Genomic DNA, 21,094 nt, shown 5'->3' on the forward strand with positions numbered 1-21,094 from the left:
TTGAGCAGGAAGGTGGGGAGCTTTTCCCTTTGTTGAATTGGCAGACGATCTGCGGCAAACGCGAAGTAGAAGAACGTGGCCGAACCGAAAATCCAGCCAACTATGTCGTACCAAGGCCCAAAGACCTGACTGCCAAATGTTTGTGCCATCTGATTTTCCTAGTTCATTAAGAAAGCGCCTGTAGCTATTCCGATGTGCAGATCGCCCGGCTCATTTTGGCTGCAATTTGCACAAACTGAGGGCCCTATAGCAACGACCGCTCCCGCCCCAATTCGGGGACGCAACGTAGCGTCCCAGAGGGGGCAAGTGGGTGCGATTGTCTTCCAGTAAGCGGGTACTGGCAAAAGACCGCAACTGGCCCGAACCTGCGGTCGGTTCCAGATACAAAGCGGTCAGAGGCAACGTCGGAGTTGTACGGCACACAACAAGTGCCTCGGAGCGGCCTTCTTATGTTGTGTATCCGTGTCAGGCGACCTGTTAGCCATGCGACCCGCCCTTTCCGCCTTTCTTCAACAGCTTTTGAACGACGAGGAACAACAGAAACCAACCGAGCCAGATGATGAAACCTCCCAGCGTGTATCCGAACTGTGTGGGTTCAAAAAAACCGTTGTTCGGTTCGCCCAACCCGCGCATGCCCAACTCATGCAGCGACCAGAGCGGCAACATCACGGCGATCAATCCAAGAATGTTGAACCCGGGAATAAACATCACCACTGCCCAAATCATGGTTACGGCTAGTGCATTCTTTGCGGCGCGAAGCATATCTTGCATGGCTAACGTCCGAGGCTACAGGCACACGACACAACACGTCACTTCGACTCCAAAGCTCCCAGTATCTGTTCGGTCGTGACGCTCCATGGCTGCACGAGGTGGTTTACATAGTACTGTTGTTCTTTGACGTATGCGCCCAGCCCATTGAAGAAGAAGACGTATTCAGCGCCCACCTTAAATGAATCAATTCCGCAACTGGATCTACCGCTGGTGACAACCTTATCGCCCACAAACTTGCCCTTCAAAACGCGAATGGGCTGAACCTGAGCAATAGAGGCCAATGATCCTTGCTCCTGAGACAAGACACGCAAATGAACCACGACATCGGCATTGTGAAACGCGGATTGAGGCGTAGGTGGCTTCCATCCTGGCATGGGTGAGCAGGCAAGCACCGAATACGGCATCGCTGAAAGGATTGAGACAAGGATTGCAAGCAGTCGCATATTTTTCGTCATGTAATGTCAAAGACCGAAACTGGGCTCCGATCTTAACTACCGCTTCCGCCCCGCTGCCGACGAAAGCCGGCGACTCTGAATTTAGACCAGTCTACTTCCCGTAAGCAGTCATACGACCAACGGACGCCGCTACATTCATTACTACGCGACTACGTGCTCGTCAACCTGGACCACCGGCTCAAGGAGCTGGGTACAACGCGCGCCGAGTTGCTGCGGATCGGCGCCGCCCCAGGGATCGGCTTTGGCGGCGTGATTCGTAACATTGCGAATCATTTGATGGGCCGGCGAAGCGCAGGCGATACCAAGGCGAAAGTGAGTTCTTAGGAAGCGATTGCCGAACGGGAGTCTGCTCGCCGCTGCACAGCGACCCATCGCGAGGCGACCGGCGCAGTGGGTCACATGCTGACTTCCGCAAAAGACCGCTATCGGCGACAAGACTGGGGAAAATCTAGAGTTGCCGTCTTTGCGGACACGGGGCGAAAGCAGTGCTCCAGATGGTTGGACTAGCGGGCTATAGTTGCGACTCATGACATCCAATATTCGTTAGACGGCATCATTCACTACCGGTCCCCACGGAGAACACAAAATGCACGAAGGTTCCTGCCACTGTGGCGCAGTTAGGTTGAAATTGCCTTCCACGCCGGAAGTAGCCACCGCCTGCAACTGTTCCTTGTGCCGACGCATTGGTGGGCCGTGGGTCTACTTCGAGTTTGGTACCGTCGAAATCCAGGGGCATCCGGAGGCAACTAAAGAGTACATCCAGGGCGACAAAACGCTGCGCACTATCCACTGCAGGACGTGTGGATGCGTCACGCACTGGGAACCACTGCAGCCGACGCCTGGCTGCAAGCATGGTGTCAACCTCGGAAACTTCCATCCTAAGCTCATAGCGGCGGTCCGCGTACGCCGGCTCGATGGTGCCGACACTTGGAAATTCCTTGACGACTGAGCATGCCCTGTGGGCCATCTTCGGACATTAGTCCGTGACCGCTTTGTCGAAGATAAAAACGCTGACTCAGCGCCAAGCGCATGCTTACTTGTACTTTGCGGCCGTGATGAACTGTCCGAACGACTCGCACCATACGATGACGGTGTTGTACTGAGAAGGGTCTACGCCTTGCGGCACGACCAAAAGGAAGTTATCAAAGGTTTTCACGTCCCCCACGCGAACCATACTCTCCTTCAATCGCCTAAAGTCCGCCTCCGTCTCCACAAATGCCGGGGAAAGGTAGAGCTTGTAGTCGGGACCCGGAGCAAGCTTACCTACCAAGCTGATGCTCTTGGGACCAACTGAGACCCTGCCTTCTCCCCAGTGGAGAGCATCGCTGTCCTTCAAGTCGCGCCGAAACTGCCCCGTCCACTGCGCGGGACCCATCAAAGACGCGATTTCGGCGCCGGACAAGGCGTTTGGGGCTATGAGGATTGGTAAGACATACACACCCAGGGCAAACCCGAGCAAGAGCGCCACCAGATGGGTGCCAAAGAGCAGAAGTCGCTTCATACTCGTATTGTCGGCTGTGGATACGTCGAAGAATGGCACAAGCGCCGGCCGCCGGTGGTGCTCCAATCGATCAACAGGTTATGGCGCTTGGGCATTACTACTCCGAGAAATTCGTTACTTTGAAACGACGCGACCATCCGCAGAATACCCGACTCCATACTCCATACTCCGTACGAAAGTACTCGTAACCCTCTTCCGTGAGACAACGGCCATCATTGTGGGCACTGTACTTTGAATCGTCAACCACCAAAAAGGTTTTTCCACATGTGCGAACCACGTCCGGGCCCGCGCAGCCACTACTGCCGCTCACGGAGCGTTTTCAGCGACTTCGAAGGGCCAGGTGCAGTCATTGGCCAATGGCAGCTCTCTGGAAGACAATCATCCTGTCTTACACCTTGTATATGGACTCCCCCACAAGTGCAAGAAACTGGCAGGGTTGCAGTTTGAGGGCCTACACACCAAGCCAACGCTTGGCCTGACCGACGACATCGGTTAGGCATCCGTCATCAAAGGGTGAGACGAGACCAGCTCCCCGCACCAGCGACTGGAAAGGCGCCTCGCCGCCGCGGCGGCACAGCGCGACATAGTCCTCCATCGCGGCCGCTCGTTCCTTTTCAGCGCGCACCCAAAATTGCATGGCACACGTCTCGGCAAGCACGTAGTCAATGTAATAGAAGGGTGAGCCATAGATGTGGGACTGCGCCTGCCACATGCCACCCTGGCTCGCATGCGGCATCCCGCCGTAGTTTCGCCAAGGGAGGTAGGTCTGCTCCATCTCCTTCCACATCTCACGGCGGCGCTGGGCAGTCGCATCCGGCTCGGCATATACAAGATGCTGGAAATGGTCAACCGCGACGCCATAAGGCAAAAAGGCGATTTTTGCCTGCAACTCTTGGCGACGGAAGCGGTCGGCGTCTTCTTCACCAAAAAACTGCTCCATCCACGGCCAAGTCAGGTACTCCAGACTCATCGAATGAATTTCAGCCGCGTCATAGGTCGGCCAAAAGTAGTCGGACAAGCGCTGTTTACGTGAGGAATAGTTCTGGTACGCGTGACCCATCTCGTGGGTAAAGACGGTAACGTCGGCACTGGTGCCGTTGAAATTTGCAAAAATGAAAGGTAGGCCCCACTCAGTGATGCTGGTGCAATAGCCACCACCCGCCTTGCCGTTGCGGGCCTTGAGGTCAAGCAGACCACGCTCGCGCATCTGTGCGAAGAACTCGCCCATGTCGCTGCCAAGCTCTTCAAACATTGTTTGGGCGCGCGCCACCATCCAATCGTGGTCACCTTTGGGGCGGGGGCTGCCCTGGATGTCCCAGATCTTTTCATCCCAATACATCACTTTGTCTATGCCAAGGTCCTTGGCTTGCGTTTGTTTGAGTGCAAAGGCCAGCGGTACGATGCCATCGCGAACCTGCGCGCGAAACTTGGCGACTGCCACCTGGTCGTAGTCGTTGCGCTGGCGGATGCGGTAGGCCATTTCAACGTAGTTTTTGAAACCGAGCTTTTGGGACATTGCGTGGCGCAACTTGACCAGTTCGTCATAGATCGCGTCAAGTTCGGCTACGTTGGAAGCGAACCATCCCCACTGTGCCTCGCTCGCAGCCTGCCGGGTTGCACGGTCAGCGTCCATCGCGAATGCAGCAAGGCGTGAAAGGTTGTAGCTCTCACCACGAAAGAGGATTTGGGCACCAGACTTTAATGACGTGTACTTCGAGGCCAGCTTGCTTTCGGCGACAAGGTCGGCCTCAATCTTTGGATCGAAGGTAATCACATCGTTTTCCCACAAGCGAAACGCTTGTGCACCGAACTCTGCTTCGAGCTCGGCCCGGTACGGCGACTTCAGGAGCATCTTCTTGAACTCGGTTTCAGGGCCCAGGAACTTGGGCGAAAGTTCTGACTCTCGATCCTTGGCCGCCTTGTAGTCCTCGTTCCTGGTGTCCTGCGTGAAACGGGCGTGAACCACGCTCTGCCATGTGCCCAGCTTGATGCGCAAAGCATCCCAGCGCTTGATCGTTGCGACGCGCCCACCAGCGTCCTTTGCTGCTTCAAACGCCGCGTTTATTGTTGCGTACTCGGAGACGACGGAGTCAACGTTTGGGGTCTCAGGATTGAACGTGTCGAAGTTCGGAAGCGTGGTGTGCATGCGTGCCTTTGTTCTGCGGGAACGTGAAATGGTACGCCATGTACTCAAGTCACGATGCAGGTCGCGTTTGGGCCACCTGCAGCCATTGGCGAAGGACTTCAGGTGGGGCGTACGTTGACAGAGGTCGGCTATATTCTTCCGCATTCCAACATCAGATGAGTTCGTTGAATGAAGCGCTTGCTGTTCCTCCTATTGATGATGACATCGCTATCGGCTTCAGCAGATGCCTTTTACGTTCTTGCTGGCTACGTTTGCGACAAGAAGGCTGATGAGCTTCGCATTACCTATGACGGCGCCTACAACGAGGCGGGCAAGGCCATGATGGCCAGCCGCAGAAAAACCCAATGGGACCCGTGGGATCTGACAGTCGCAAAGGATGACGACCATATCGGATCGTTAAAGACGGTGAGAGCAAATTGTCGCTTATCAAACGGAGTCTATGCAGTAGAGATCACACCTTCGCCTGGAAATTTCAACGTACAAGGCCGGTGCGGCGCATGGATGACGGCGGGAGCGAAAGTTTTCAAGGGGAGGAAGCAGATTTACTCTATCGGTCGATTTGACAGTGACTGCTTCGGCGAGGAGCCGATAGTGACTCGCGTGGCTGTCGGTCCCAAGTTGACGAAGCCTGTCGAAACTTCAGTGAGCTCCGCAGAGTTCTACAAGTAGGGGTTCAATTTTTAGTTAGAGTAGGGCCACTTGCAGACTTTCACGAACGACTGGTATCGGGTACCATTACTGCAACCATTCAGGTCCCAAGACAACTTTATGCACCGCGCCGCCTGGCCCCCTTTGACGAACCGCTGAACGCATAACGCCACCTTGCACTCGCTGCAGGCGGCCACGTGCATTAAAGCGCCAGTACGGTAGTAATCCGCACTGGCAATACCCCTTTGCCCCAACCTTTTCGGTCCCTTTTGTCGGCCGGGTTGAGGCTGTTCGTCTTCCGTTCTCTTGGATACCCACATGCAACTCTTCAATTCCGTGGTGGCGCACGCCATCCCCTGGATTCCCCGCGCGCTCGTGCAAAAAATGGCCCGCCGCTACATCGCCGGCGACGACATCAACGCTGCCGTCAAGCGTCTACAGCAACTTCAAACGCAGGGGTTTTGCGCGACCATCGACGTTCTCGGCGAAACAGCCGCCACGCCGGCTCAAGCTCACAATACTGCAGCCGAATACCTGCGGGTTCTCGACGCCATCCACACCTACGGGCTCCATGCCAGCATCTCAGTCAAGCCCACGGCAATGGGTCTCTTGTTGGACGAGGACCTATGCGAGCGGTTGTTGACTGAAATTCTGCAATCAGCCTGTCGCATCGGGGCGTCGGTGTGTATGGATATGGAAGATGTGCGTTGCACACAAATGCAGATTGATCTATTTCAACGGCTGCAGGCTCACCACAGTGACTTCGGCCTTGCCTTGCAAGCCTACCTGCGGCGTACCTATCAGGACATTGAATCCCTGGCGCACGCACGCAACACGCTGCGTCTGTGCAAGGGCATTTACCGCGAAGAGGCCGCCCACCTGGTGGACAACGCGGGTCGAGACCGCAACGCGATCAACCCGCACTTTCTCGCACACCTGGCGCGCTGCTTTGATGCTGGATGCTTCGTGGCCATTGCCACCCACGACGCGGCTCTGATTGACCAAGCGGTCGCGCTGGCGCACAGTCGTGGCATAGACCGCTCCCGCTTTGAGTTCCAGATGCTACTGGGCGTTAGTGAGTCCTTGCGCGATCGCCTACTGGTGCAAGGCTTCGGTGTCCGAATCTATGTTCCGTTCGGGAAAGACTGGTATGGCTATAGCACGCGCCGGCTGAAGGAGAACCCCCGCATTGCCGGACATGTGCTGCGGGCAATGCTGCAGCGCTGATCACCACAAGGGGGGCTACAGCAGGGCCATGGTGCACAAGAGCGGTGGCCTAGCAGCGATTGAAACGCCGGTGTCATATGAACTTGTGCCAACGAACGTTTGCATAGTCGCTAATCGCTCGTCGTTCGCGAGAGCAATTAGCGCAATATCAGCTTGGAATATCGACCTTTCCTTCTGAGCAACGAGTTTCGCATTCGTCAGGAGGGGGCCACTTGCGGTCCTCTCACAATGACTGCTTTGAGTTGTTTCATTGGCTACGCGGCACGACCGGCTGCTGCCGGGTTGTCAGATCACTGCCTGACAAGGTTTGCAAAGCAACTGCCCGCAATGCCGTTGGCCATCACTTTGGCGATGTCGCAGTAGAAATCACACGCCGCCGTTAGACGAACCGTTCCGCATGAGACGTGAGGGCCATCAACATGAGCAAACCTTGGGTCGAACGTAGCGGAGGTATTTGGCTTAGCAGAGCACAAACGTTCGATAAGCTCCTGGTTGAGGAATACGACCAGGAGCACGATGCATTCATATTGATCTGGCAACGCGCATCTGACGGACACTTCCAAGTCGAGTATCTGGTCAAGGGAAAAGAGCACCGTGATCCACAGTGGTCATTGCCATTCTGGGGCAACATCGCTGGCCAGGGAATTTATGGGACACTAGCTGATGCAAACGCAGACTTGAATGCAATTGCCAAAGAGCACCACCGAAAAGTCGCTGATGCCCAACAATAGCTTCATCCGACGACTGCGAGCGCAGCGAGCGTCAGCAATGTGTCTGGAAGCGACCTCGGGTTCGGGCCAGTTGCGGTAGTGGCCAGCGACCGCTATTGGGATGATCCCGGCTGCGCCAATCTACTTCGTGGCGGGGCTATAGTGACCGGTTGAGTGTTCAATTTTTCAAAAGTATCCAATGAAGAGTCTGCTTGTCTGTGCAGTTGAGCCATACAGCCCCGGAGATGGTGCCGACGTTACCCTGCGAAGCGACAAGGCTGAAATTGTTGTCTTATGCTATCCCTGCGGGCTAGTTGTGGGTGACACAGTTGAAAATAGACTGTCGATTCTGAGCGGTAATGTTCATTCCGCATACCTCTCCGATTGGCCGGAAGAGGACAAAGTCTTGCGTTCCCATCACAAGCTTGAGCGCGTTGGCAACTACGCCTATCGTGGGGTCGGTCAGGTGGTGAATCACGCAGAGGGGCTTGTGGACGTCCTCGGATTTGTTATTGATTTTGGTAGCGTCCCGTGCGATGGAGCAGTTGAGTTCGAGGTCAGCCGCGTTGACATATGAAGTTTCCGACTAATCTGCTCACTTTGGGCCAGGTGCGGACTTTGGTCAATGCCCGCTTTTGGAAGACAATTCCGCAGTCAAATTGCTATTTTTTTGAGGTGCTTCGCCGTAAGTGGCGAGCTCCGATTCGCGCTGAAGTTAATCTGCCTCACGCCAACAGGGTGAAAATGACTTCACTTTCTTTGCGAAATGGCTGCGAATCAAGCCTTTGTGCGCCTTGCTGTCGTCTGCGTGATGAGCATTGGCAAGGGAAATTTGGCTCTATCCCGTCGGATATCCTAGGAGCCCAGGATATCCGCCATCTACATCACGTTGGGCAAAGAACATGAAACACCTTCTCGCAATCGTCCTCTCTGCTGTCTTGCTCGGGTGTGGAACCACGTCAAACGTTGCACCCGGTACCGCCATCTCGGTTGACCAGTCCAGCAGTGTCTTACTTCTGCGAGTCAGTCCTCAATATAGGATCCACCTTCTCCGGGGAAAAATTGAAGGCAACCAGTGGGTACGCCCCCATCTGGATATCCCGGAAGTAAATATCGTGCCAGGCTCGGACGGGTACATCTTCGTAAAGCTTAAGAACAATGCTGCAAGCGAAAAGCTCGGGGTGTCTCTTGTGTTTCCAGAAGGCAAGCCCTACGGGCCTTGCGAGGGGTCCATCGGAGCCACATTTGACCTACGACCCGGCGCGATCACCTACGCTGGTGAATTGGTGTACACCTACGACGGCAAGAATCTCAAGTACAGCCACAGATTTGATGAGCAGGATGCGAAGAACTACGTTGAGAACCATCTCGGAAAAACACACCCTCCTATAGAAGCGGCGCCTATGACCCCGATGAAGGTTAAAACAAGTTTCTGTGAGCCCAAAGCGACGGCCTATATTCCGATCTATATTCCGATCTATGTGCCGCGTGGACGATGAACTATTAACAAGTCCTCTCGTGCGCTGAAGCTGCTTGCCTAGGGCTGAACTGTCATTACAGCCGGACCGGGCCAGTTGCGGTAGTAAACCAACGACCGCTCTGAGGCTCACCATCGGCAAAATCTAGTGCAGCGAATGCTCCCAGTCTGTCTACTGATAGTGAATGGCGTTAGGTTTCTGAAATTTACAGCAGGCTTCAAGTACCTTCTCTGCTGCAGCGGGATTTACGTGGTTAAGTCCCGAACCCAGCATTCGTGAACGGTTTGGTTCAGCGATTGCTGTTGACATCGGCAGGGCGACTGACCGCAAATGGAAAAATGAATTCATTGCTTGGCTGGCGAAGATTGGCATTGCACCAGTTTAGCCAGTTGAACTGCTTGTCCAATCTTTTGTCATTGTCATTTCTGCCACGGGCCAATTGCATTCTTTCGTGAATGACTGGTATCAGGAAGTAGACTGAGGTTACCTAGAGCATTCCGCATTTGAAAAGTGGGTTGTGATCAACACTGTATTTGCGTACGTGACATTTACAGTGGCAGCAGGAATCTCCCATTTTGTTCTGAAAGCCTTGCGCCTTGCAGCCGCGTGGCAGTATTGCCTGGTCATGTTTTGTGTGGCTTTGGTCGCAAATCTAGGTCTTGGTTTTTATGGCCTCCAGGGTTACAGCGAGCTTTACCACTCGCAAACACAGGTAGTCCAAAACGGATCGATCACTGGCGCAGGATTTGTCCTCGAAATCACCAATGCTGTTCAAGGTGCGGCTCTTCTCTCCGCTGTTTTCCTACTCTTTTGGTTCATCAGCATCGGACGACGAACCGGGGGTGGTACTCATGTTTAACAAGTTGTTCGTCACGGACATGCAGTCGCAGAATACCGCTGCGCGGCGTATACTGCCCGCCGTACAACGCCGACGTTAAATTTCAAATGAAGCGTATTAAAAATGCGGTAGCTTTGAATCCGCTTGTGGGCACTTGGAAATGCGGTGACGGCTTTTCTGATTTGGAAATCAGCGTCCAATTCAAAGGCGACATCCCGAGCGTTTCGGTAGTAGACAAGTACGACGACGAGGCCCCACAAGTTTTTGAAGTACTGTGGGACGCAGAAAAGGGAATCTTGAGCTTTGGAACTCTGTGGTCTACCGGTCGTTTCGTAAAGTACTCTTTCATGTCGTCGCCCATTGTGGGCCGCGCCGGTGTCACGTTTTCTTATACCGATCAAGAGTTGTGGGTGCGTCAATGAAATTTGAGATTTCGCTCGGCGCGGACACGCAGCAGCAGGATGCCGCTGCGCTGCAAGTGCTGCGTGCTGGGCAGCTTTGACGTTATGCCTCATAGAAGCGCCCCGATCTGGCGGCAACTGGGTAGCGCCTCTGGCCGTCGCCGGAGTTCTCCATCCAAGCTGCAAATCGAAAACCCACTAAAGCGTAGGCGTTCTTTCTGGAGTCGCCTCACCAAGCCTGAGCTTCGTTTGCTCATGGCGGGGTTGGCAAATTGGGAACGACGTTCACGCGGCCCTACTCGTTCCCGTGTACGGCGCAAGCGCTTGGATGCAGTGGAGTATTACGGCCGCAGGTTTGGCGCTCTCGCGAGTGAGCGCCTTTGGGCGAGTCCGAGGACAAGCGGCAGGGCACTACCTACACACAATCCACGGAGTGAGAACGCTAGAGGAGTGTTGTGGCATGAGGCATAACATGTTCGTCGATTGGACCAACAACAGCGCGCCGCGCGCTTGCGATTCTTCACAATTGAGCGCGCTGTTGTATTCCACTCGCGGCCGACTTTAAACCGCACAGACGAGCAATGAGGTACTACTGCACTTTCTTCCTGCGGTCCGACGACAGGGATGCACCGTCGAAGATATTGCTTTCCGACGTCGTCGATGCGCTCGACTTCGATGACAACCAGTCTGCGACTAGGTTAACCTCCAACGCTAAATCTGCATTTTGAGCGACTGCTTTGGAGCTCCGCCCTTGACCGCTATTGTCTGGAACAGACCGCAGGTTCGGGCCACTTGCAGTCTTGGGCGAATGTCCGCTGCCAGGAGCTGAGGCAAGAGCCTTGAGTCGGACGGAATCAGCTTACCGCACCGTTGGCAGAGAGTTACAGCGAGCCAATCTGTTTCGTCAATAATTGCTGGGGCATCGAATATTCGATCGAAACCGCGTAGGCTTCAGGCCGGACGCCGTCTCCCACTCCGAACGATGCCAGTTCTTCAACAACAATAACAAAGACAAAACCATGACAGAAATTTACATCAGTACAGACGTTGAGACCGATGGCCCGATACCGGGCCCGCATTCAATGCTGAGTTTCGGCTCTGCCGCTTACACAGCAGACAAGAAGTTGATCGCCACTTTTGAGGCCAATCTAGAAACGCTTCCAGATGCATCCCCCCATCCAAAAACTGCGGAGTGGTGGGCTACCCAGCCGGAAGCATGGGAAGCATGCAGGAAAAATACTGTTCCGCCATCGGACGCGATGAACCGATATGTTGAGTGGCTCAAGTCCATGCCTGGTCGGCCAGTTTTCGTTGCCTACCCCGCGGGCTTTGACTTTCTGTTCGTGTACTGGTACCTCATCCGATTCGCCGGAGAGAGTCCCTTTAGTCATTCCGCGCTCGATATGAAGTCCTTCGCAATGGCGCTACTGAAGACAGACTATCGAGAAAGCACCAAGCGAAATATGCCAAAACACTGGTTTGACAAGCTTCCACATACCCATGTCGCGTTGGACGACGCTATTGAACAAGGGGCGCTGTTCTGCAACATGTTGAGGGAAAACCGAGGGGGATAGAGTTTATGCAATTCGTTCGCCTCGGCGACTACTTCTGCGCCTCCCATATTACCGGGCCAAAGCACAACCTACTTCAAGTGCGTCTGTCGAACGCTGTGGGAGTCCAACGTCCAGTTCTTGAGACGCTCCCGGCAATTGGCAACTGCTCACACGCGCCGCTGAACGATGAAGTAGTAGTGCAGAAGGTTGTCGAGGGAGTCGATGAGGCCAATCGTCGTTTGGGTACGAGCTTCCATGTCACACACATTCGTCGGGTTGCCAACGACACCGGTCCCGAAGTCTTGCTCGCCTACATGGCAGGAAAAATAGTTGAACGCATTGTGGAAGGTGGCCAGTTCCAAGAAGCTGAGCGCCAATCGACAGGAGAGTCTTAAGTAGCCAATCACCACTAACCCCGCGGAGAGTCTTGGCCTGTCGTGGGCTTCGGGCCAGTTGCAGTCGATTACAGATGACTGTTATGAGGCACAGAGTTGATAGACTACGCTGAAGCGACAGCGGTAATAGAGAGTTGAATTGACTAGAAGGACGCTATGGGACTTTGGGAAAAGCTGTTCAAGCGCAATGGCAACGATGTCGATGAGACAAGTTGGGCCGGTATTTTGGCAAACTCTGTTGAAACGCATGGTGCGGTCACAACTGTTAAAGACGGGGGAACAGTTGTGAAAGAAATTCGTGGAAAGGAGTTTTTTGGCCCGGCGGCTGAATGCCAAGACTTCGAGGCCGTGACCAGTCTCCTAAGGGATGTTGTTGACGAAGATGCCAAGAAATCCGTAGTGGCGTTTGGCATGTTGATGGCGGCCAATTCAACAGAAGGCGGCGTTTACCGCAAGGACGCATTAGCAGTTCTTACCAAGCTCGCGTTTGCGAAGGCGGAACTGGACTCGACTATCTGTCATACACATCCAACAATTGACGTTACGGCTGATATCCTGTCACAGGCGCAGGAGTTTGCTGATCGAAACACTATTCCGTGCAACGAATGGCCAACTTCAGAGGAAGTCGTCGCAAACGTATTGGAAAACGCGATGAAATATACCCAGGTGAAGGAGTGGAGAAGGCACACTTATAGCGCCAACGGGTTGGTGATTGGCGTAGAAGCCTTTAGCAAAACTTAGGACGTTGATTGGGCTTTTTGGAAACGATCGCTGGTCTGGGCCAATTGCCGTCGTTGGTGAATGTCCTAAGTCGGGCGGTAGACTGAGTCAGTTTCAAACCAATTGCGACACCAACTTCATGTCAATCCAACCCGCCCCTGTGTTTTGTAGTGAGGCCTGCGCTAATGCAGACACTGTCCGATCATTTGGAGAATGTCCCGACTGTAGGAAGAGCTGGGATGGCGGTGGCGGGGGCAACTGGGACCACTACAGAAACAACGCTTGGGCAGTTTGCAACACGTGTTCAAGGGCCCAGAACCGATGCGCGCGATGTGGCAAAGACGCTTCTGGCTTAGGAATCAACGGTGCTTGATCGCTTTCGTCGAGTCCGCGAGCCGTATCGTGGACTGCTAATTGCTTTGGCCACTTTCATCGTGCTAATGGCAAGCAATACCTGGCCGAGCCTGAGCTATGCAATCTGGGGTCTATTTGTTGCCACTATGGCGGCGATGCTTTACGGAGACCTTCGGGAACCTGTTAACTATGAGTCGATGCGGATATCGGATGGAGCCATCGAATACGTTGCCTTTGGCCAAACGACCCTAGTCCGACTGGACAAAGTTTCAAAGCTGGAGTTCGTACGCGAAGAGGCACTCTTTCCAGATATTGATGGGCCATACCGTGAGACAAAGTGGGTGGTGCAGTACGGTGGTGGCCTTCGGGTTGAAATCATGGATGAGTGGCCGCACCGACGAGCATTGCTCCAGGCATTCAGGAAGCACTTACCAAAATTCGATGATCAAGCAGCCCGAGGTGGTATCGCGGCACGGAGGGAAGGCCAGTGGCTTTGCTACGAGTTAAAAGCTGATGAAAAGTTATGCGTTTGATGCGCAGATATGAGTTCAAGTACGAGGGATTCGAAGTGGCAAAACTATCAGACGAAATTCATTCCGAAATACAGCGTCTTTGTGCGACGGGAGATGAACTCGCTAAGGCAAGAAGATTTGCCGATGCGATCCCCATGTATTGGACTGCCTGGGATCTGTTGCCAGAACCCAAAACAGACTGGAGTGCGGCCCTTTGGATTCTGGCTGCGATTGGCGATGCAAATTTTCTAGGGGGTGATTACGTCGCCGGCCGGGACAACTTGTCTCAAGCAATGCATTGTCCAGGTGCAATAGGGAACCCATTTGTGCATATGCGCCTTGGGCAATGCCAGTTCGAACTCAACGCCGTAGATCGCGCTGCTGACGAGCTAATGAGAGCCTATATGGGTGCTGGGCCGGACATATTCAAAGACGAAAACCCACGCTATCTGGCCTTTCTAAAGACCAAGGCAAAAGACATAGAGACACCAAAAAAGCCATGGCAGTTTTGGAAGAGGTGATTCGAAAGAAATGGGAGAGACTAAGTGTTTCCAAGTCACTACGAATGCAGCAGCTGCCGTGAGAAATTCCAATTCGGCTTCACTGAAGTACGCTACTATCTAGGTGGCGACTCAGCCACTGCTTCTGTCCGGGATGAAGACACCCTCTTGGCGCCTGTTCGCCCAGCATGGTGCAAGGATTGCGAAGTCGTCACCGTTGTCGAGGACATCCAATCAGTGCGGGCCTTTGAAGACGCCTATGGCGCTGTTAGGGGTGGACACCCGGTCGACTATCCGTTCGGAACTGAGTTCATGGATACAGCCGGGGCCATAGAGTTTGTAGGGAGGTACCTACGTTGGAGGATGGCTCGCCAACATACTCCAAGGGCACTTTGCTGCGGTAGATCGAACTTTCAATTCCTAGACGTTGCACAGCCGCTGCTTAAGCATGCTGAATGTGACTTCGGCTTCATTGAGCCTCTGTACTCCATTTCTCCATACTGTGGGCCTGGTCCCGGCATTCTTGGTCCAGCGAACATTCGTCTCTACAGCGCAGAGGGAGTGCTTGTTGGCCTGCTTACTTGGCGAAACCGTGATGACGAAAGATGGGATGTCCAGAGTCTCAGCTACGGGCAGGTGATAGTTGAGTAAATAGTAATCGGAGGGCTTAGGCTCCCTTATCAGCGGGAGGCTGTCACTGCTTGTTTGTCAGCCTTGACATTTACTGAGGCAATAGATGAGTTACTACACGAGATTGGAACTGAGCTGGGATGATGGCGACTACGCCGCCGGTGACATGACACCGGAGGCGGTGCTTTTGGCAGCAAGGCCGTTCGTTGTTGCGAGCGACTGGGGGGTTGAAGACGTTCTTTCCGACTTAAGGGAGTCCGCCGAAGGAAACGGTCTTGACCGTCAGGGATACAACCGTATCGTCGCATTCGACTTAATCGAACTCATCGCCACAGTTTCTCGTGCCTATCCTGATGTGACGTTCTACGCTCGCGGAGTTGGTGAGGAGTACTTTGATACATGGGCAAGACACTTCCGCGGTGGAGCAGTGTTGTGGGAATTCGGCCCGTTCGATCCTGACTGACTTCAGATGGAGAAAGTGCCCCGTCTAAGTTCGTAAAACTGTGGGCTATAGTTCCGTAACATTCTCGCTCTTGAACTCGCTGTGGACCAAGTCATTGCATTTACCGTCGTTGAAGTCCACCTGAGCCCTTGGGAGGCTCATGTTGCACGAGCACTGCTGGAGTCAGAGGGCATTCGGGCCTATCTGGGTAGTGAGCACGTTGTGGCGGCGTGGTGGCCGATGTCATTGGGTTTTGGCGGCGTTCGCTTGCTTGTCCGTCGTGAGCATGCTGATCAAGCGCATGCTGTTCTGAATTTGCGTGATCGAGGCGAGCTTGAAGCTGCGTTGATTGAGGCATATCCACCGGACGTCGTCCAGTGCTCGCATTGTGGATCTGGGCAGTTCGTAGAGTGCCGCAGTTGGCCCGCTATCTCACTTGCATTCATGCTGCTATTTGTCGGCCGCGCCATCTTTCCACCAGCGAAGGATTTTCGATGCCAGTCCTGCGGTCAATTGAGATGATCCGTGAGCTTCGGGCCAAGTGCTGACATCGACGAATGACCGCAATCGGTATGCAAGTTGATCAGGTGCCTGGAGGCAGAAGTTGCTACTCTTCGTGTCGATGCTCTAGCTAATATAGTTGTCACCCTCGACGTCAACTATTTGTCGCACCTTCTATGAGTTTTCGATCACTTGATACGCTGTATTCCCTAGCCAAATCGGGCGAAGAGCCCGTTTTTATCGCCCACCTTCTGGAGCTGGAGTCAATGTACCCGGGAGATCAGGACCTGCAGAACTGGGCTCTTATAGCGGCGGCCGAAGAGAACCGTATCGAGATTGTCGAATCATTGCTGAAGAGAGGCGCAAACATCGAGGGCGCGTCAGAACGGCCTTGGATTCGGCCACTCTGGAAAGCCGCGAAAAAGGGTAATTTGGCGATGGTCGAACTACTTCTGAACAATGGAGCAAACATCCATGCTACCGATAACTCGGGAATGAGCGCTCTGGACTATGCGAGGAGGTACTCACGCGCCGATGTGGCGAATCTCCTAGAGGTTCGCAATCGTGAGATCGACCAGAACATTTGAGGCGGCACTTGATAAAACTGTCGCCCTGGTGTTCATTCAGCGTCGGCAGTATTTTGTGGCTACCGCGGCTACGGGCCAGTTGCGGTAGTAAACCAACGACCGCTCTGAGGCTCACCATCGGCAAAATCTAGTGCAGCGAATGCTCCCAGTCTGTCTACTGATAGTGAATGGCGTTAGGTTTCTGAAATTTACAGCAGGCTTCAAGTACCTTCTCTGCTGCAGCGGGATTTACGTGGTTAAGTCCCGAACCCATCTGAACATTAAACTCTTGCATCGTTACTCCGCTACCGCCACCCAAGGTAGCTCCCGTGAACTTAGACATTCCGGTCAGCTCAATAAAGTAGGTTGTCGCTGGCTTCAGGTTTAGCGATATCAGCGAGTCCCTTTGGCCTGACAGGCCAGCCCACACTGCCCGAATTTCCGTTGTCCCCGGAGCTACTGTGGCCCACGTGTAACCATTTTGATTGAGGCTCGTGACTTCGGTGCCGTTGATCTTGATCGTGGTCCCAAATGCCGTTGGCTCAGCGTACTTTCGAAAAATGTACACAGTTGATCGGTCCGACTGTAGGGTTTTCGCCTTACTTTCCGAGTAGCTTGGGCCTTGTGCAACGGTCGCGCAAGCCGTCACAGAAAAGACGAAGGCTGAGACGATGGCAAATCGAAGAAATGACTGCATAAATGGTTTTCGCTTGAAAGGGTACTGTGATGAAGCGCCCAGTGTAAGTGTTGAATTTGGCAAATCTACTGTAGTTGCCAGTTCCAGTTTGAACGCTTGCTGCAGTTTCTGCTGATGGAGACCGTAGGGGGCCAGTTGCGGTCATTGTCGAATAACCGCAATCAGGAACTGCGTTGATAAATTTCAGTGGTAGGGAGCTTCCAGTCACGGCAAGCTTCAGTTGAGCTCCGAGATAGCGCGTGGAGGCCCCTGTCCTTTGCCATCGCCAATATGCAGCTATCCGATAGTTAGCTCTTTCTAAGTAAAACAATAGTTTCAATTGAATGCAAGGCGAATTGCTGACGCCGCTCAGTTTGGCAGACTGCCGCAAATATTTACGATCTGTTTACGCTGCTCCCGTTCCAATCAGGAACATGAACGACGGCCTGCTGATGAAAGATATTTTGTGTCGGGAGCGAGTGTTGCTGGATGCTCCAGTGACTTCGCAGGCGGAGGCGTTTGCAGCAATTGGGCAGGTGGTGCAATCGTGTAGTCTCGCCAAGGCAGCGGAAGTAGCTTACCGGCTCTCAACACGTGAGCGCCACGGCTCCACTGCGATGGGTTATGGCGTGGCGATTCCGCACGCGCAGATCTCGGGCTTGCGGCGGCCGCTGGTCGTGTTTCTAAGGCCGAAAACCCCGATCCCCTTCCAAACGCCCGATGGAAATCTCGTCACCGACTTGCTGGTGCTTCTGGTTCCCAAACCAGCAGTGGCTCAGCATTTTGCGCTGCTGAGTGATTTCATCCAATTGCTGTCGGACCCTGACTTCCGCCAGGCCTTGGTCGCTTGTGTGGATACCCTGGAGGTTTGGCAGTTGTTTGAGCAGTGGCCGTTTTACAAGGGCGTTACCAAGTCAAGGCCACCCGTGAATGGTGTCTCGGGCTCACGCATGCAACAATGCGACGCCACCTCCTGACACACTGTTTCATGCGCGCCAATCCGACTGACGATCTGGCACATTGCAATGCCCGAAAAACTGCCGCGGCCGGTCTGGCTTCAGGCGTGCTGTCCCGTTGGGCGAGTCCTGTGCAACGTTACGGCTGGGTCTATGCGTTGCTGGTCGTGCTGATGTGTACCGGGCTTTGTGCCCTGATGACGCCGTATTTCGATCTGGCCAATCTCATCATGGTCTATCTCGCAGGGGTTGTTTATACCGCCTTGAGATTTGGCCAATCGGCCTCGGTGGTCGCCGTTCTGTCGAGCCTTTTCCTCTTTGACCTGATTTTTGTACCGCCGCGCTGGTCACTCAATCCAACCAATACCCAGCACGTTTTCACGCTGATTGTGATGCTGCTGGTGGGTTTGCTGATCAGCCGCTTGGTGGCACAAGCCCGCACCCAGGCGCTTGTCGCGGACGAACGGTCACGGCGTGAGCAAGCGCTCAACGAACTCGCACGAGAGCTCGCGGTTGCCCGGACCCCCGACGCAATTGCAGTGGGGCTGACAAAGGCGGTTCGCTCCACTTTCGGCGCGTCCGGCGTCCTGTTGTTGCCGGACGAGTCTGGAAGGCTTCGGGATACGGAGGGATTTTGTCGTGGACTCCTTGGGGACACTTCGAACCGGCTGGCGCGGGGAGGCGTCGGTGCGGAACTGCATGAAGCGCAGAAGACGTTTGATCGAGGTGAAATCACGGGAGCCGGATTGCACAACGCTTCGCAGCCAAGGGCACTGTATGTACCTTTGCGTGGAGCCGCCGGCTCGCTTGGCGTGCTTGCCATACATCCCGGTCAATCGGGCTTGCATAACCCTCAAGAGCATGATCTGCTTAAAGCCATCGCCAACCAGGCCGCACTTGCCCTGGAGCGTTCGATCTTTGAACACAAGAGTGCGAACGCAGTGGTCGAAGTTGAAACCGAGCGGTTGCGCAGTACTCTGCTCTCAGGAATTTCACACGATTTTCGTACCCCGCTGACGACGATAGTCGGCGCGGCGACCAGTCTGCAGCAGCAGGACAAGTTGCTGGATACCTCCCGTCGAAGCGCGCTGACCCAGTCCATTCTGGATGAGGCAAGGCGCATGCACGCACTGGTCAGTGATCTGCTCGATCTCACCCGCCTGGAAGACGGCGGCGTTCAACCGGCCTATGAATGGTGTCCAGCCGATGAATTGGTGGAGGAGGCACGCAAAGCGTTGGCTACACGGCTGAAAACCCACATCCTTCTGATACAGGTGCCCCCCGATGCGGTTGTCTGGTGTGATCCGCGCCTGCTGGTGCAAGTGTTGACCAATCTGCTCGACAACGCTTTGCGTTACACCCCACCAGGGAGCACCATTGTGGTGGCCGTGGATGTGATGAAAGAGTACTGGCGGCTTACAGTGAGCGATAACGGCCCGGGCCTACCCGTCGGGCATGAACGCGATGTGTTCAAGAAGTTTTACAGAGGGCGGCCCGAGCCGGCAGGTGCGGGTACTGGCCTCGGGCTTGCCATCAGCGCGGCGGCGGTGCGGCTGCACCATGGAACCATAGAAGGGGTCACCCGCGACGGGGCTAGCTTCGAAATCCGCTTGCCCCAGCCGGAGCGCCATGCACCACCAATGGACGAGGTGGCCTGATGTCATTGCGCGCGCCGGTCACACGGGTACTGCTGGTGGAAGATGAGGAACCGATCCGCCGTTTTCTTGTGACCACGCTGGAGGCGGAGGGGTACGAGGTCTTCGAAGCTGCCAATGCGCTGGAAGGCGAGACCCTTGCCGGAAACAGGCGAATCGATGTCTTCCTGGTTGATCTGGGGTTGCCCGACCGCGACGGGGTTGATCTGATACGCCAGTTGCGCACCTGGACGCAGCGACCCATCCTGGTGTTGTCTGCGCGGTCGCAGGAACGGCAGAAAGTCGATGCTTTAGACGCTGGCGCCGACGACTACCTGAGCAAACCTTTTGGAGTTGATGAATTGCATGCCCGTCTCCGCGTGGCTTTGCGCCATGCCGCCCAGACGACGCGGGCGGGCGCATCGACACTGCGCATTGGTGATGTGCGCATCGATCTGGAAACCAAAACGGTCTATCGCGCCGGGCTGGTGGTTCGCCTGACGGCCACGGAGTGGCGATTGCTGGAAGCGCTGGCCAAACGCGCAGATCGGGTGGTGACCTCGCGCCAGCTCTTGCATGAAGTCTGGGGCCCTGGGTATGCAGAGCAAGGTCACTACCTGCGTATCTATATACGCCAGTTGCGGCAGAAGCTGGAGGTGCAACCGGCCAGCCCAGTTCTGTTGCTGACCGAAACCAGTGTCGGTTATCGCCTGCTTGTTCAGTCCGACGGCATGCCCTTGCGCTCGGCAGCGTCATCCTAGGGTCAGCTGAAGATCGGGCCCAGTGTGGGCCGTCAGCCTTTCGTCAGCGCACAGCCGTTTTCTTTACGGCCTCTTTACACCCTGCTGGATAGAGTCAACCGGTCCTTTCCTGACAGGTTTCGGAGGCTCCGCTTTGAAAACACTTCTTTCTTTCGCCCATCTGGTTGACTGGGTCAACGACCGCTTCGCCAGCATTGCCAAATGGGCCGTCATCCTTTCGTGCGCAATCAGCGCCGGCAACGCTGTGATCCGCTATACCTTCGACATCAGTTCGAACGCCTGGCTCGAAATCCAGTGGTACATGTTTGCCGCTTGCGTCATGCTGGGCGCTGCCCAGGTACTGCGGGTCAATGAACATGTCCGTGTAGATGTGATCTATGGGCAGTTTTCCAGCCGGGGCAGGGTGTGGATCGACCTGTTTGGCCTGGTTTTCTTCCTCCTGCCAGCAATGGCCCTGATGCTCCATTTTTCTGCCCCTCTGTTTTTGCGCATGTATCTCATGCATGAAATGTCGAGCAATGCTGGCGGTCTGATCCGCTGGCCTGCCATGCTGATGCTGCCGCTGGGCTTCACTTTGGTGTTTTTTCAGGGCCTGTCAGAGATCATCAAGCGCATCGGCTGGCTCCTGCATGTTTATGACATGGACCTCCATTACGAAAGGCCTCTGCAATGAGTTTCCACATTTATGTTGGACCGCAATGGATGGGCGGCTCGCATAC

General features: G+C 54.6%; 25 protein-coding genes. 19 read left to right on the plus strand and 6 right to left on the minus strand.

Annotated features, from left to right (window positions below):
• Positions 1 to 477: 477 nt before the first annotated feature.
• From HZ993_RS12670 to HZ993_RS12685, 4 genes are all read right to left on the minus strand, one after another.
• On the minus strand, positions 478 to 771 hold the full coding sequence (locus HZ993_RS12670) for a hypothetical protein (RefSeq protein WP_209393108.1): 294 nt from the start codon (positions 769 to 771) through the stop codon (positions 478 to 480).
• Positions 772 to 809: 38 nt separating this feature from the next.
• The gene (locus tag HZ993_RS12675; protein WP_209393109.1) at positions 810 to 1,226 is read right to left on the minus strand and encodes a hypothetical protein; all 417 of its coding nucleotides are present in this window, start codon (positions 1,224 to 1,226) and stop codon (positions 810 to 812) included.
• A 1,033-nt stretch (positions 1,227 to 2,259) separates the two neighbouring features.
• On the minus strand, positions 2,260 to 2,727 hold the full coding sequence (locus tag HZ993_RS12680) for a DM13 domain-containing protein (RefSeq protein WP_209393110.1): 468 nt from the start codon (positions 2,725 to 2,727) through the stop codon (positions 2,260 to 2,262).
• Positions 2,728 to 3,178: 451 nt separating this feature from the next.
• Positions 3,179 to 4,873, minus strand: a complete 1,695-nt coding sequence (locus HZ993_RS12685; protein WP_209393111.1) for a M3 family oligoendopeptidase — start codon at positions 4,871 to 4,873, stop codon at positions 3,179 to 3,181.
• A 168-nt stretch (positions 4,874 to 5,041) separates the two neighbouring features.
• Between HZ993_RS12685 and HZ993_RS12690 the strand changes: the two genes are divergently transcribed.
• The 5 genes from HZ993_RS12690 to HZ993_RS12710 all read left to right on the plus strand — a co-directional run bounded on the left by HZ993_RS12690 (position 5,042) and on the right by HZ993_RS12710 (position 8,957).
• Positions 5,042 to 5,542: a hypothetical protein gene (locus tag HZ993_RS12690; protein ID WP_209393112.1), complete on the plus strand. Its 501-nt coding sequence runs from the start codon at positions 5,042 to 5,044 to the stop codon at positions 5,540 to 5,542.
• Between the two features lie 297 nt (positions 5,543 to 5,839).
• Positions 5,840 to 6,748, plus strand: coding sequence for a proline dehydrogenase family protein (locus tag HZ993_RS12695; protein ID WP_209393113.1), 909 nt, complete (start codon positions 5,840 to 5,842; stop codon positions 6,746 to 6,748).
• A gap of 419 nt (positions 6,749 to 7,167) precedes the next feature.
• The gene (locus tag HZ993_RS12700; protein ID WP_209393114.1) at positions 7,168 to 7,479 is read left to right on the plus strand and encodes a hypothetical protein; all 312 of its coding nucleotides are present in this window, start codon (positions 7,168 to 7,170) and stop codon (positions 7,477 to 7,479) included.
• 178 nt (positions 7,480 to 7,657) lie between these two features.
• Positions 7,658 to 8,035 carry a hypothetical protein gene (locus tag HZ993_RS12705; protein WP_209393115.1) on the plus strand — a complete coding sequence of 126 codons (378 nt, stop codon included), beginning with the start codon at positions 7,658 to 7,660 and terminating at the stop codon, positions 8,033 to 8,035.
• A gap of 325 nt (positions 8,036 to 8,360) precedes the next feature.
• On the plus strand, positions 8,361 to 8,957 hold the full coding sequence (locus HZ993_RS12710; protein ID WP_209393116.1) for a hypothetical protein: 597 nt from the start codon (positions 8,361 to 8,363) through the stop codon (positions 8,955 to 8,957).
• 150 nt (positions 8,958 to 9,107) lie between these two features.
• On the opposite strand, the gene HZ993_RS12715 is transcribed toward HZ993_RS12710, so the two are convergent.
• Positions 9,108 to 9,308 carry a hypothetical protein gene (locus HZ993_RS12715; protein WP_209393117.1) on the minus strand — a complete coding sequence of 67 codons (201 nt, stop codon included), beginning with the start codon at positions 9,306 to 9,308 and terminating at the stop codon, positions 9,108 to 9,110.
• Between the two features lie 145 nt (positions 9,309 to 9,453).
• On the opposite strand from HZ993_RS12715, the gene HZ993_RS12720 reads away from it, so the two are divergent.
• The 10 genes from HZ993_RS12720 (at position 9,454) to HZ993_RS12765 (ending at position 16,369) form a co-directional block, all read left to right on the plus strand.
• Positions 9,454 to 9,795 (plus strand): hypothetical protein, encoded by a 342-nt coding sequence (locus HZ993_RS12720; protein WP_209393118.1) that lies wholly within the window; start codon positions 9,454 to 9,456, stop codon positions 9,793 to 9,795.
• A gap of 86 nt (positions 9,796 to 9,881) precedes the next feature.
• Positions 9,882 to 10,196, plus strand: coding sequence for a hypothetical protein (locus HZ993_RS12725; protein WP_209393119.1), 315 nt, complete (start codon positions 9,882 to 9,884; stop codon positions 10,194 to 10,196).
• A gap of 998 nt (positions 10,197 to 11,194) precedes the next feature.
• Entirely contained in the window at positions 11,195 to 11,749 is a 555-nt protein-coding gene (locus tag HZ993_RS12730) for an exonuclease (protein WP_209393120.1), read from the plus strand.
• Positions 11,750 to 11,754: 5 nt separating this feature from the next.
• Positions 11,755 to 12,123, plus strand: coding sequence for a hypothetical protein (locus tag HZ993_RS12735; RefSeq protein ID WP_209393121.1), 369 nt, complete (start codon positions 11,755 to 11,757; stop codon positions 12,121 to 12,123).
• A 156-nt stretch (positions 12,124 to 12,279) separates the two neighbouring features.
• Entirely contained in the window at positions 12,280 to 12,864 is a 585-nt protein-coding gene (locus HZ993_RS12740) for a hypothetical protein (protein WP_209393122.1), read from the plus strand.
• Positions 12,865 to 13,208: 344 nt separating this feature from the next.
• Positions 13,209 to 13,730: a hypothetical protein gene (locus HZ993_RS12745; protein ID WP_209393123.1), complete on the plus strand. Its 522-nt coding sequence runs from the start codon at positions 13,209 to 13,211 to the stop codon at positions 13,728 to 13,730.
• Complete coding sequence (locus HZ993_RS12750; protein ID WP_245213619.1) at positions 13,721 to 14,230, plus strand: tetratricopeptide repeat protein; 510 nt, start codon at positions 13,721 to 13,723, stop codon at positions 14,228 to 14,230. Before HZ993_RS12745 ends, HZ993_RS12750 begins: the two co-directional genes overlap by 10 nt.
• A gap of 715 nt (positions 14,231 to 14,945) precedes the next feature.
• Positions 14,946 to 15,302, plus strand: coding sequence for a hypothetical protein (locus tag HZ993_RS12755; RefSeq protein WP_209393124.1), 357 nt, complete (start codon positions 14,946 to 14,948; stop codon positions 15,300 to 15,302).
• An 81-nt stretch (positions 15,303 to 15,383) separates the two neighbouring features.
• Positions 15,384 to 15,803 carry a DUF2007 domain-containing protein gene (locus tag HZ993_RS25090; protein ID WP_209393125.1) on the plus strand — a complete coding sequence of 140 codons (420 nt, stop codon included), beginning with the start codon at positions 15,384 to 15,386 and terminating at the stop codon, positions 15,801 to 15,803.
• A gap of 155 nt (positions 15,804 to 15,958) precedes the next feature.
• Entirely contained in the window at positions 15,959 to 16,369 is a 411-nt protein-coding gene (locus HZ993_RS12765) for an ankyrin repeat domain-containing protein (protein WP_209393126.1), read from the plus strand.
• Positions 16,370 to 16,523: 154 nt separating this feature from the next.
• On the opposite strand, the gene HZ993_RS12770 is transcribed toward HZ993_RS12765, so the two are convergent.
• A complete protein-coding gene (locus HZ993_RS12770; RefSeq protein WP_209393127.1) occupies positions 16,524 to 17,045 on the minus strand; it encodes a DUF2846 domain-containing protein in 522 nt (173 codons plus the stop codon).
• Positions 17,046 to 17,458: 413 nt separating this feature from the next.
• Between HZ993_RS12770 and HZ993_RS12775 the strand changes: the two genes are divergently transcribed.
• From HZ993_RS12775 to HZ993_RS12790, 4 genes are all read left to right on the plus strand, one after another.
• Complete coding sequence (locus HZ993_RS12775; protein WP_209393128.1) at positions 17,459 to 18,001, plus strand: PTS sugar transporter subunit IIA; 543 nt, start codon at positions 17,459 to 17,461, stop codon at positions 17,999 to 18,001.
• Between the two features lie 11 nt (positions 18,002 to 18,012).
• A complete protein-coding gene (locus HZ993_RS12780) occupies positions 18,013 to 19,638 on the plus strand; it encodes a DUF4118 domain-containing protein (RefSeq protein WP_209393129.1) in 1,626 nt (541 codons plus the stop codon).
• A complete protein-coding gene (locus tag HZ993_RS12785) occupies positions 19,638 to 20,375 on the plus strand; it encodes a response regulator (RefSeq protein ID WP_209393130.1) in 738 nt (245 codons plus the stop codon). Before HZ993_RS12780 ends, HZ993_RS12785 begins: the two co-directional genes overlap by 1 nt.
• Positions 20,376 to 20,508: 133 nt before the next feature.
• Complete coding sequence (locus HZ993_RS12790; RefSeq protein ID WP_209393131.1) at positions 20,509 to 21,048, plus strand: TRAP transporter small permease subunit; 540 nt, start codon at positions 20,509 to 20,511, stop codon at positions 21,046 to 21,048.
• Positions 21,049 to 21,094 lie beyond the last annotated feature (46 nt).

Source organism: Rhodoferax sp. AJA081-3 (assembly GCF_017798165.1).
Taxonomy (GTDB): Bacteria; Pseudomonadota; Gammaproteobacteria; order Burkholderiales; family Burkholderiaceae_C; genus Allorhodoferax.

What these genes read in the sequence shown, in the direction of transcription:
- HZ993_RS12670 (WP_209393108.1), bottom strand. Translation starts at nt 771, where the DNA reads ATGCAAGATATGCTTCGCGCCGCAAAGAATGCACTAGCCGTAACCATG.
- HZ993_RS12675 (WP_209393109.1), bottom strand. Translation starts at nt 1,226, where the DNA reads ATGACGAAAAATATGCGACTGCTTGCAATCCTTGTCTCAATCCTTTCA.
- HZ993_RS12680 (WP_209393110.1), bottom strand. Translation starts at nt 2,727, where the DNA reads ATGAAGCGACTTCTGCTCTTTGGCACCCATCTGGTGGCGCTCTTGCTC.
- HZ993_RS12685 (WP_209393111.1), bottom strand. Translation starts at nt 4,873, where the DNA reads ATGCACACCACGCTTCCGAACTTCGACACGTTCAATCCTGAGACCCCA.
- HZ993_RS12690 (WP_209393112.1), top strand. Translation starts at nt 5,042, where the DNA reads ATGAAGCGCTTGCTGTTCCTCCTATTGATGATGACATCGCTATCGGCT.
- HZ993_RS12695 (WP_209393113.1), top strand. Translation starts at nt 5,840, where the DNA reads ATGCAACTCTTCAATTCCGTGGTGGCGCACGCCATCCCCTGGATTCCC.
- HZ993_RS12700 (WP_209393114.1), top strand. Translation starts at nt 7,168, where the DNA reads ATGAGCAAACCTTGGGTCGAACGTAGCGGAGGTATTTGGCTTAGCAGA.
- HZ993_RS12705 (WP_209393115.1), top strand. Translation starts at nt 7,658, where the DNA reads ATGAAGAGTCTGCTTGTCTGTGCAGTTGAGCCATACAGCCCCGGAGAT.
- HZ993_RS12710 (WP_209393116.1), top strand. Translation starts at nt 8,361, where the DNA reads ATGAAACACCTTCTCGCAATCGTCCTCTCTGCTGTCTTGCTCGGGTGT.
- HZ993_RS12715 (WP_209393117.1), bottom strand. Translation starts at nt 9,308, where the DNA reads ATGCCAATCTTCGCCAGCCAAGCAATGAATTCATTTTTCCATTTGCGG.
- HZ993_RS12725 (WP_209393119.1), top strand. Translation starts at nt 9,882, where the DNA reads ATGAAGCGTATTAAAAATGCGGTAGCTTTGAATCCGCTTGTGGGCACT.
- HZ993_RS12730 (WP_209393120.1), top strand. Translation starts at nt 11,195, where the DNA reads ATGACAGAAATTTACATCAGTACAGACGTTGAGACCGATGGCCCGATA.
- HZ993_RS12735 (WP_209393121.1), top strand. Translation starts at nt 11,755, where the DNA reads ATGCAATTCGTTCGCCTCGGCGACTACTTCTGCGCCTCCCATATTACC.
- HZ993_RS12740 (WP_209393122.1), top strand. Translation starts at nt 12,280, where the DNA reads ATGGGACTTTGGGAAAAGCTGTTCAAGCGCAATGGCAACGATGTCGAT.
- HZ993_RS12750 (WP_245213619.1), top strand. Translation starts at nt 13,721, where the DNA reads ATGCGTTTGATGCGCAGATATGAGTTCAAGTACGAGGGATTCGAAGTG.
- HZ993_RS12755 (WP_209393124.1), top strand. Translation starts at nt 14,946, where the DNA reads ATGAGTTACTACACGAGATTGGAACTGAGCTGGGATGATGGCGACTAC.
- HZ993_RS12765 (WP_209393126.1), top strand. Translation starts at nt 15,959, where the DNA reads ATGAGTTTTCGATCACTTGATACGCTGTATTCCCTAGCCAAATCGGGC.
- HZ993_RS12770 (WP_209393127.1), bottom strand. Translation starts at nt 17,045, where the DNA reads ATGCAGTCATTTCTTCGATTTGCCATCGTCTCAGCCTTCGTCTTTTCT.
- HZ993_RS12775 (WP_209393128.1), top strand. Translation starts at nt 17,459, where the DNA reads ATGAACGACGGCCTGCTGATGAAAGATATTTTGTGTCGGGAGCGAGTG.
- HZ993_RS12780 (WP_209393129.1), top strand. Translation starts at nt 18,013, where the DNA reads ATGCGCGCCAATCCGACTGACGATCTGGCACATTGCAATGCCCGAAAA.
- HZ993_RS12785 (WP_209393130.1), top strand. Translation starts at nt 19,638, where the DNA reads ATGTCATTGCGCGCGCCGGTCACACGGGTACTGCTGGTGGAAGATGAG.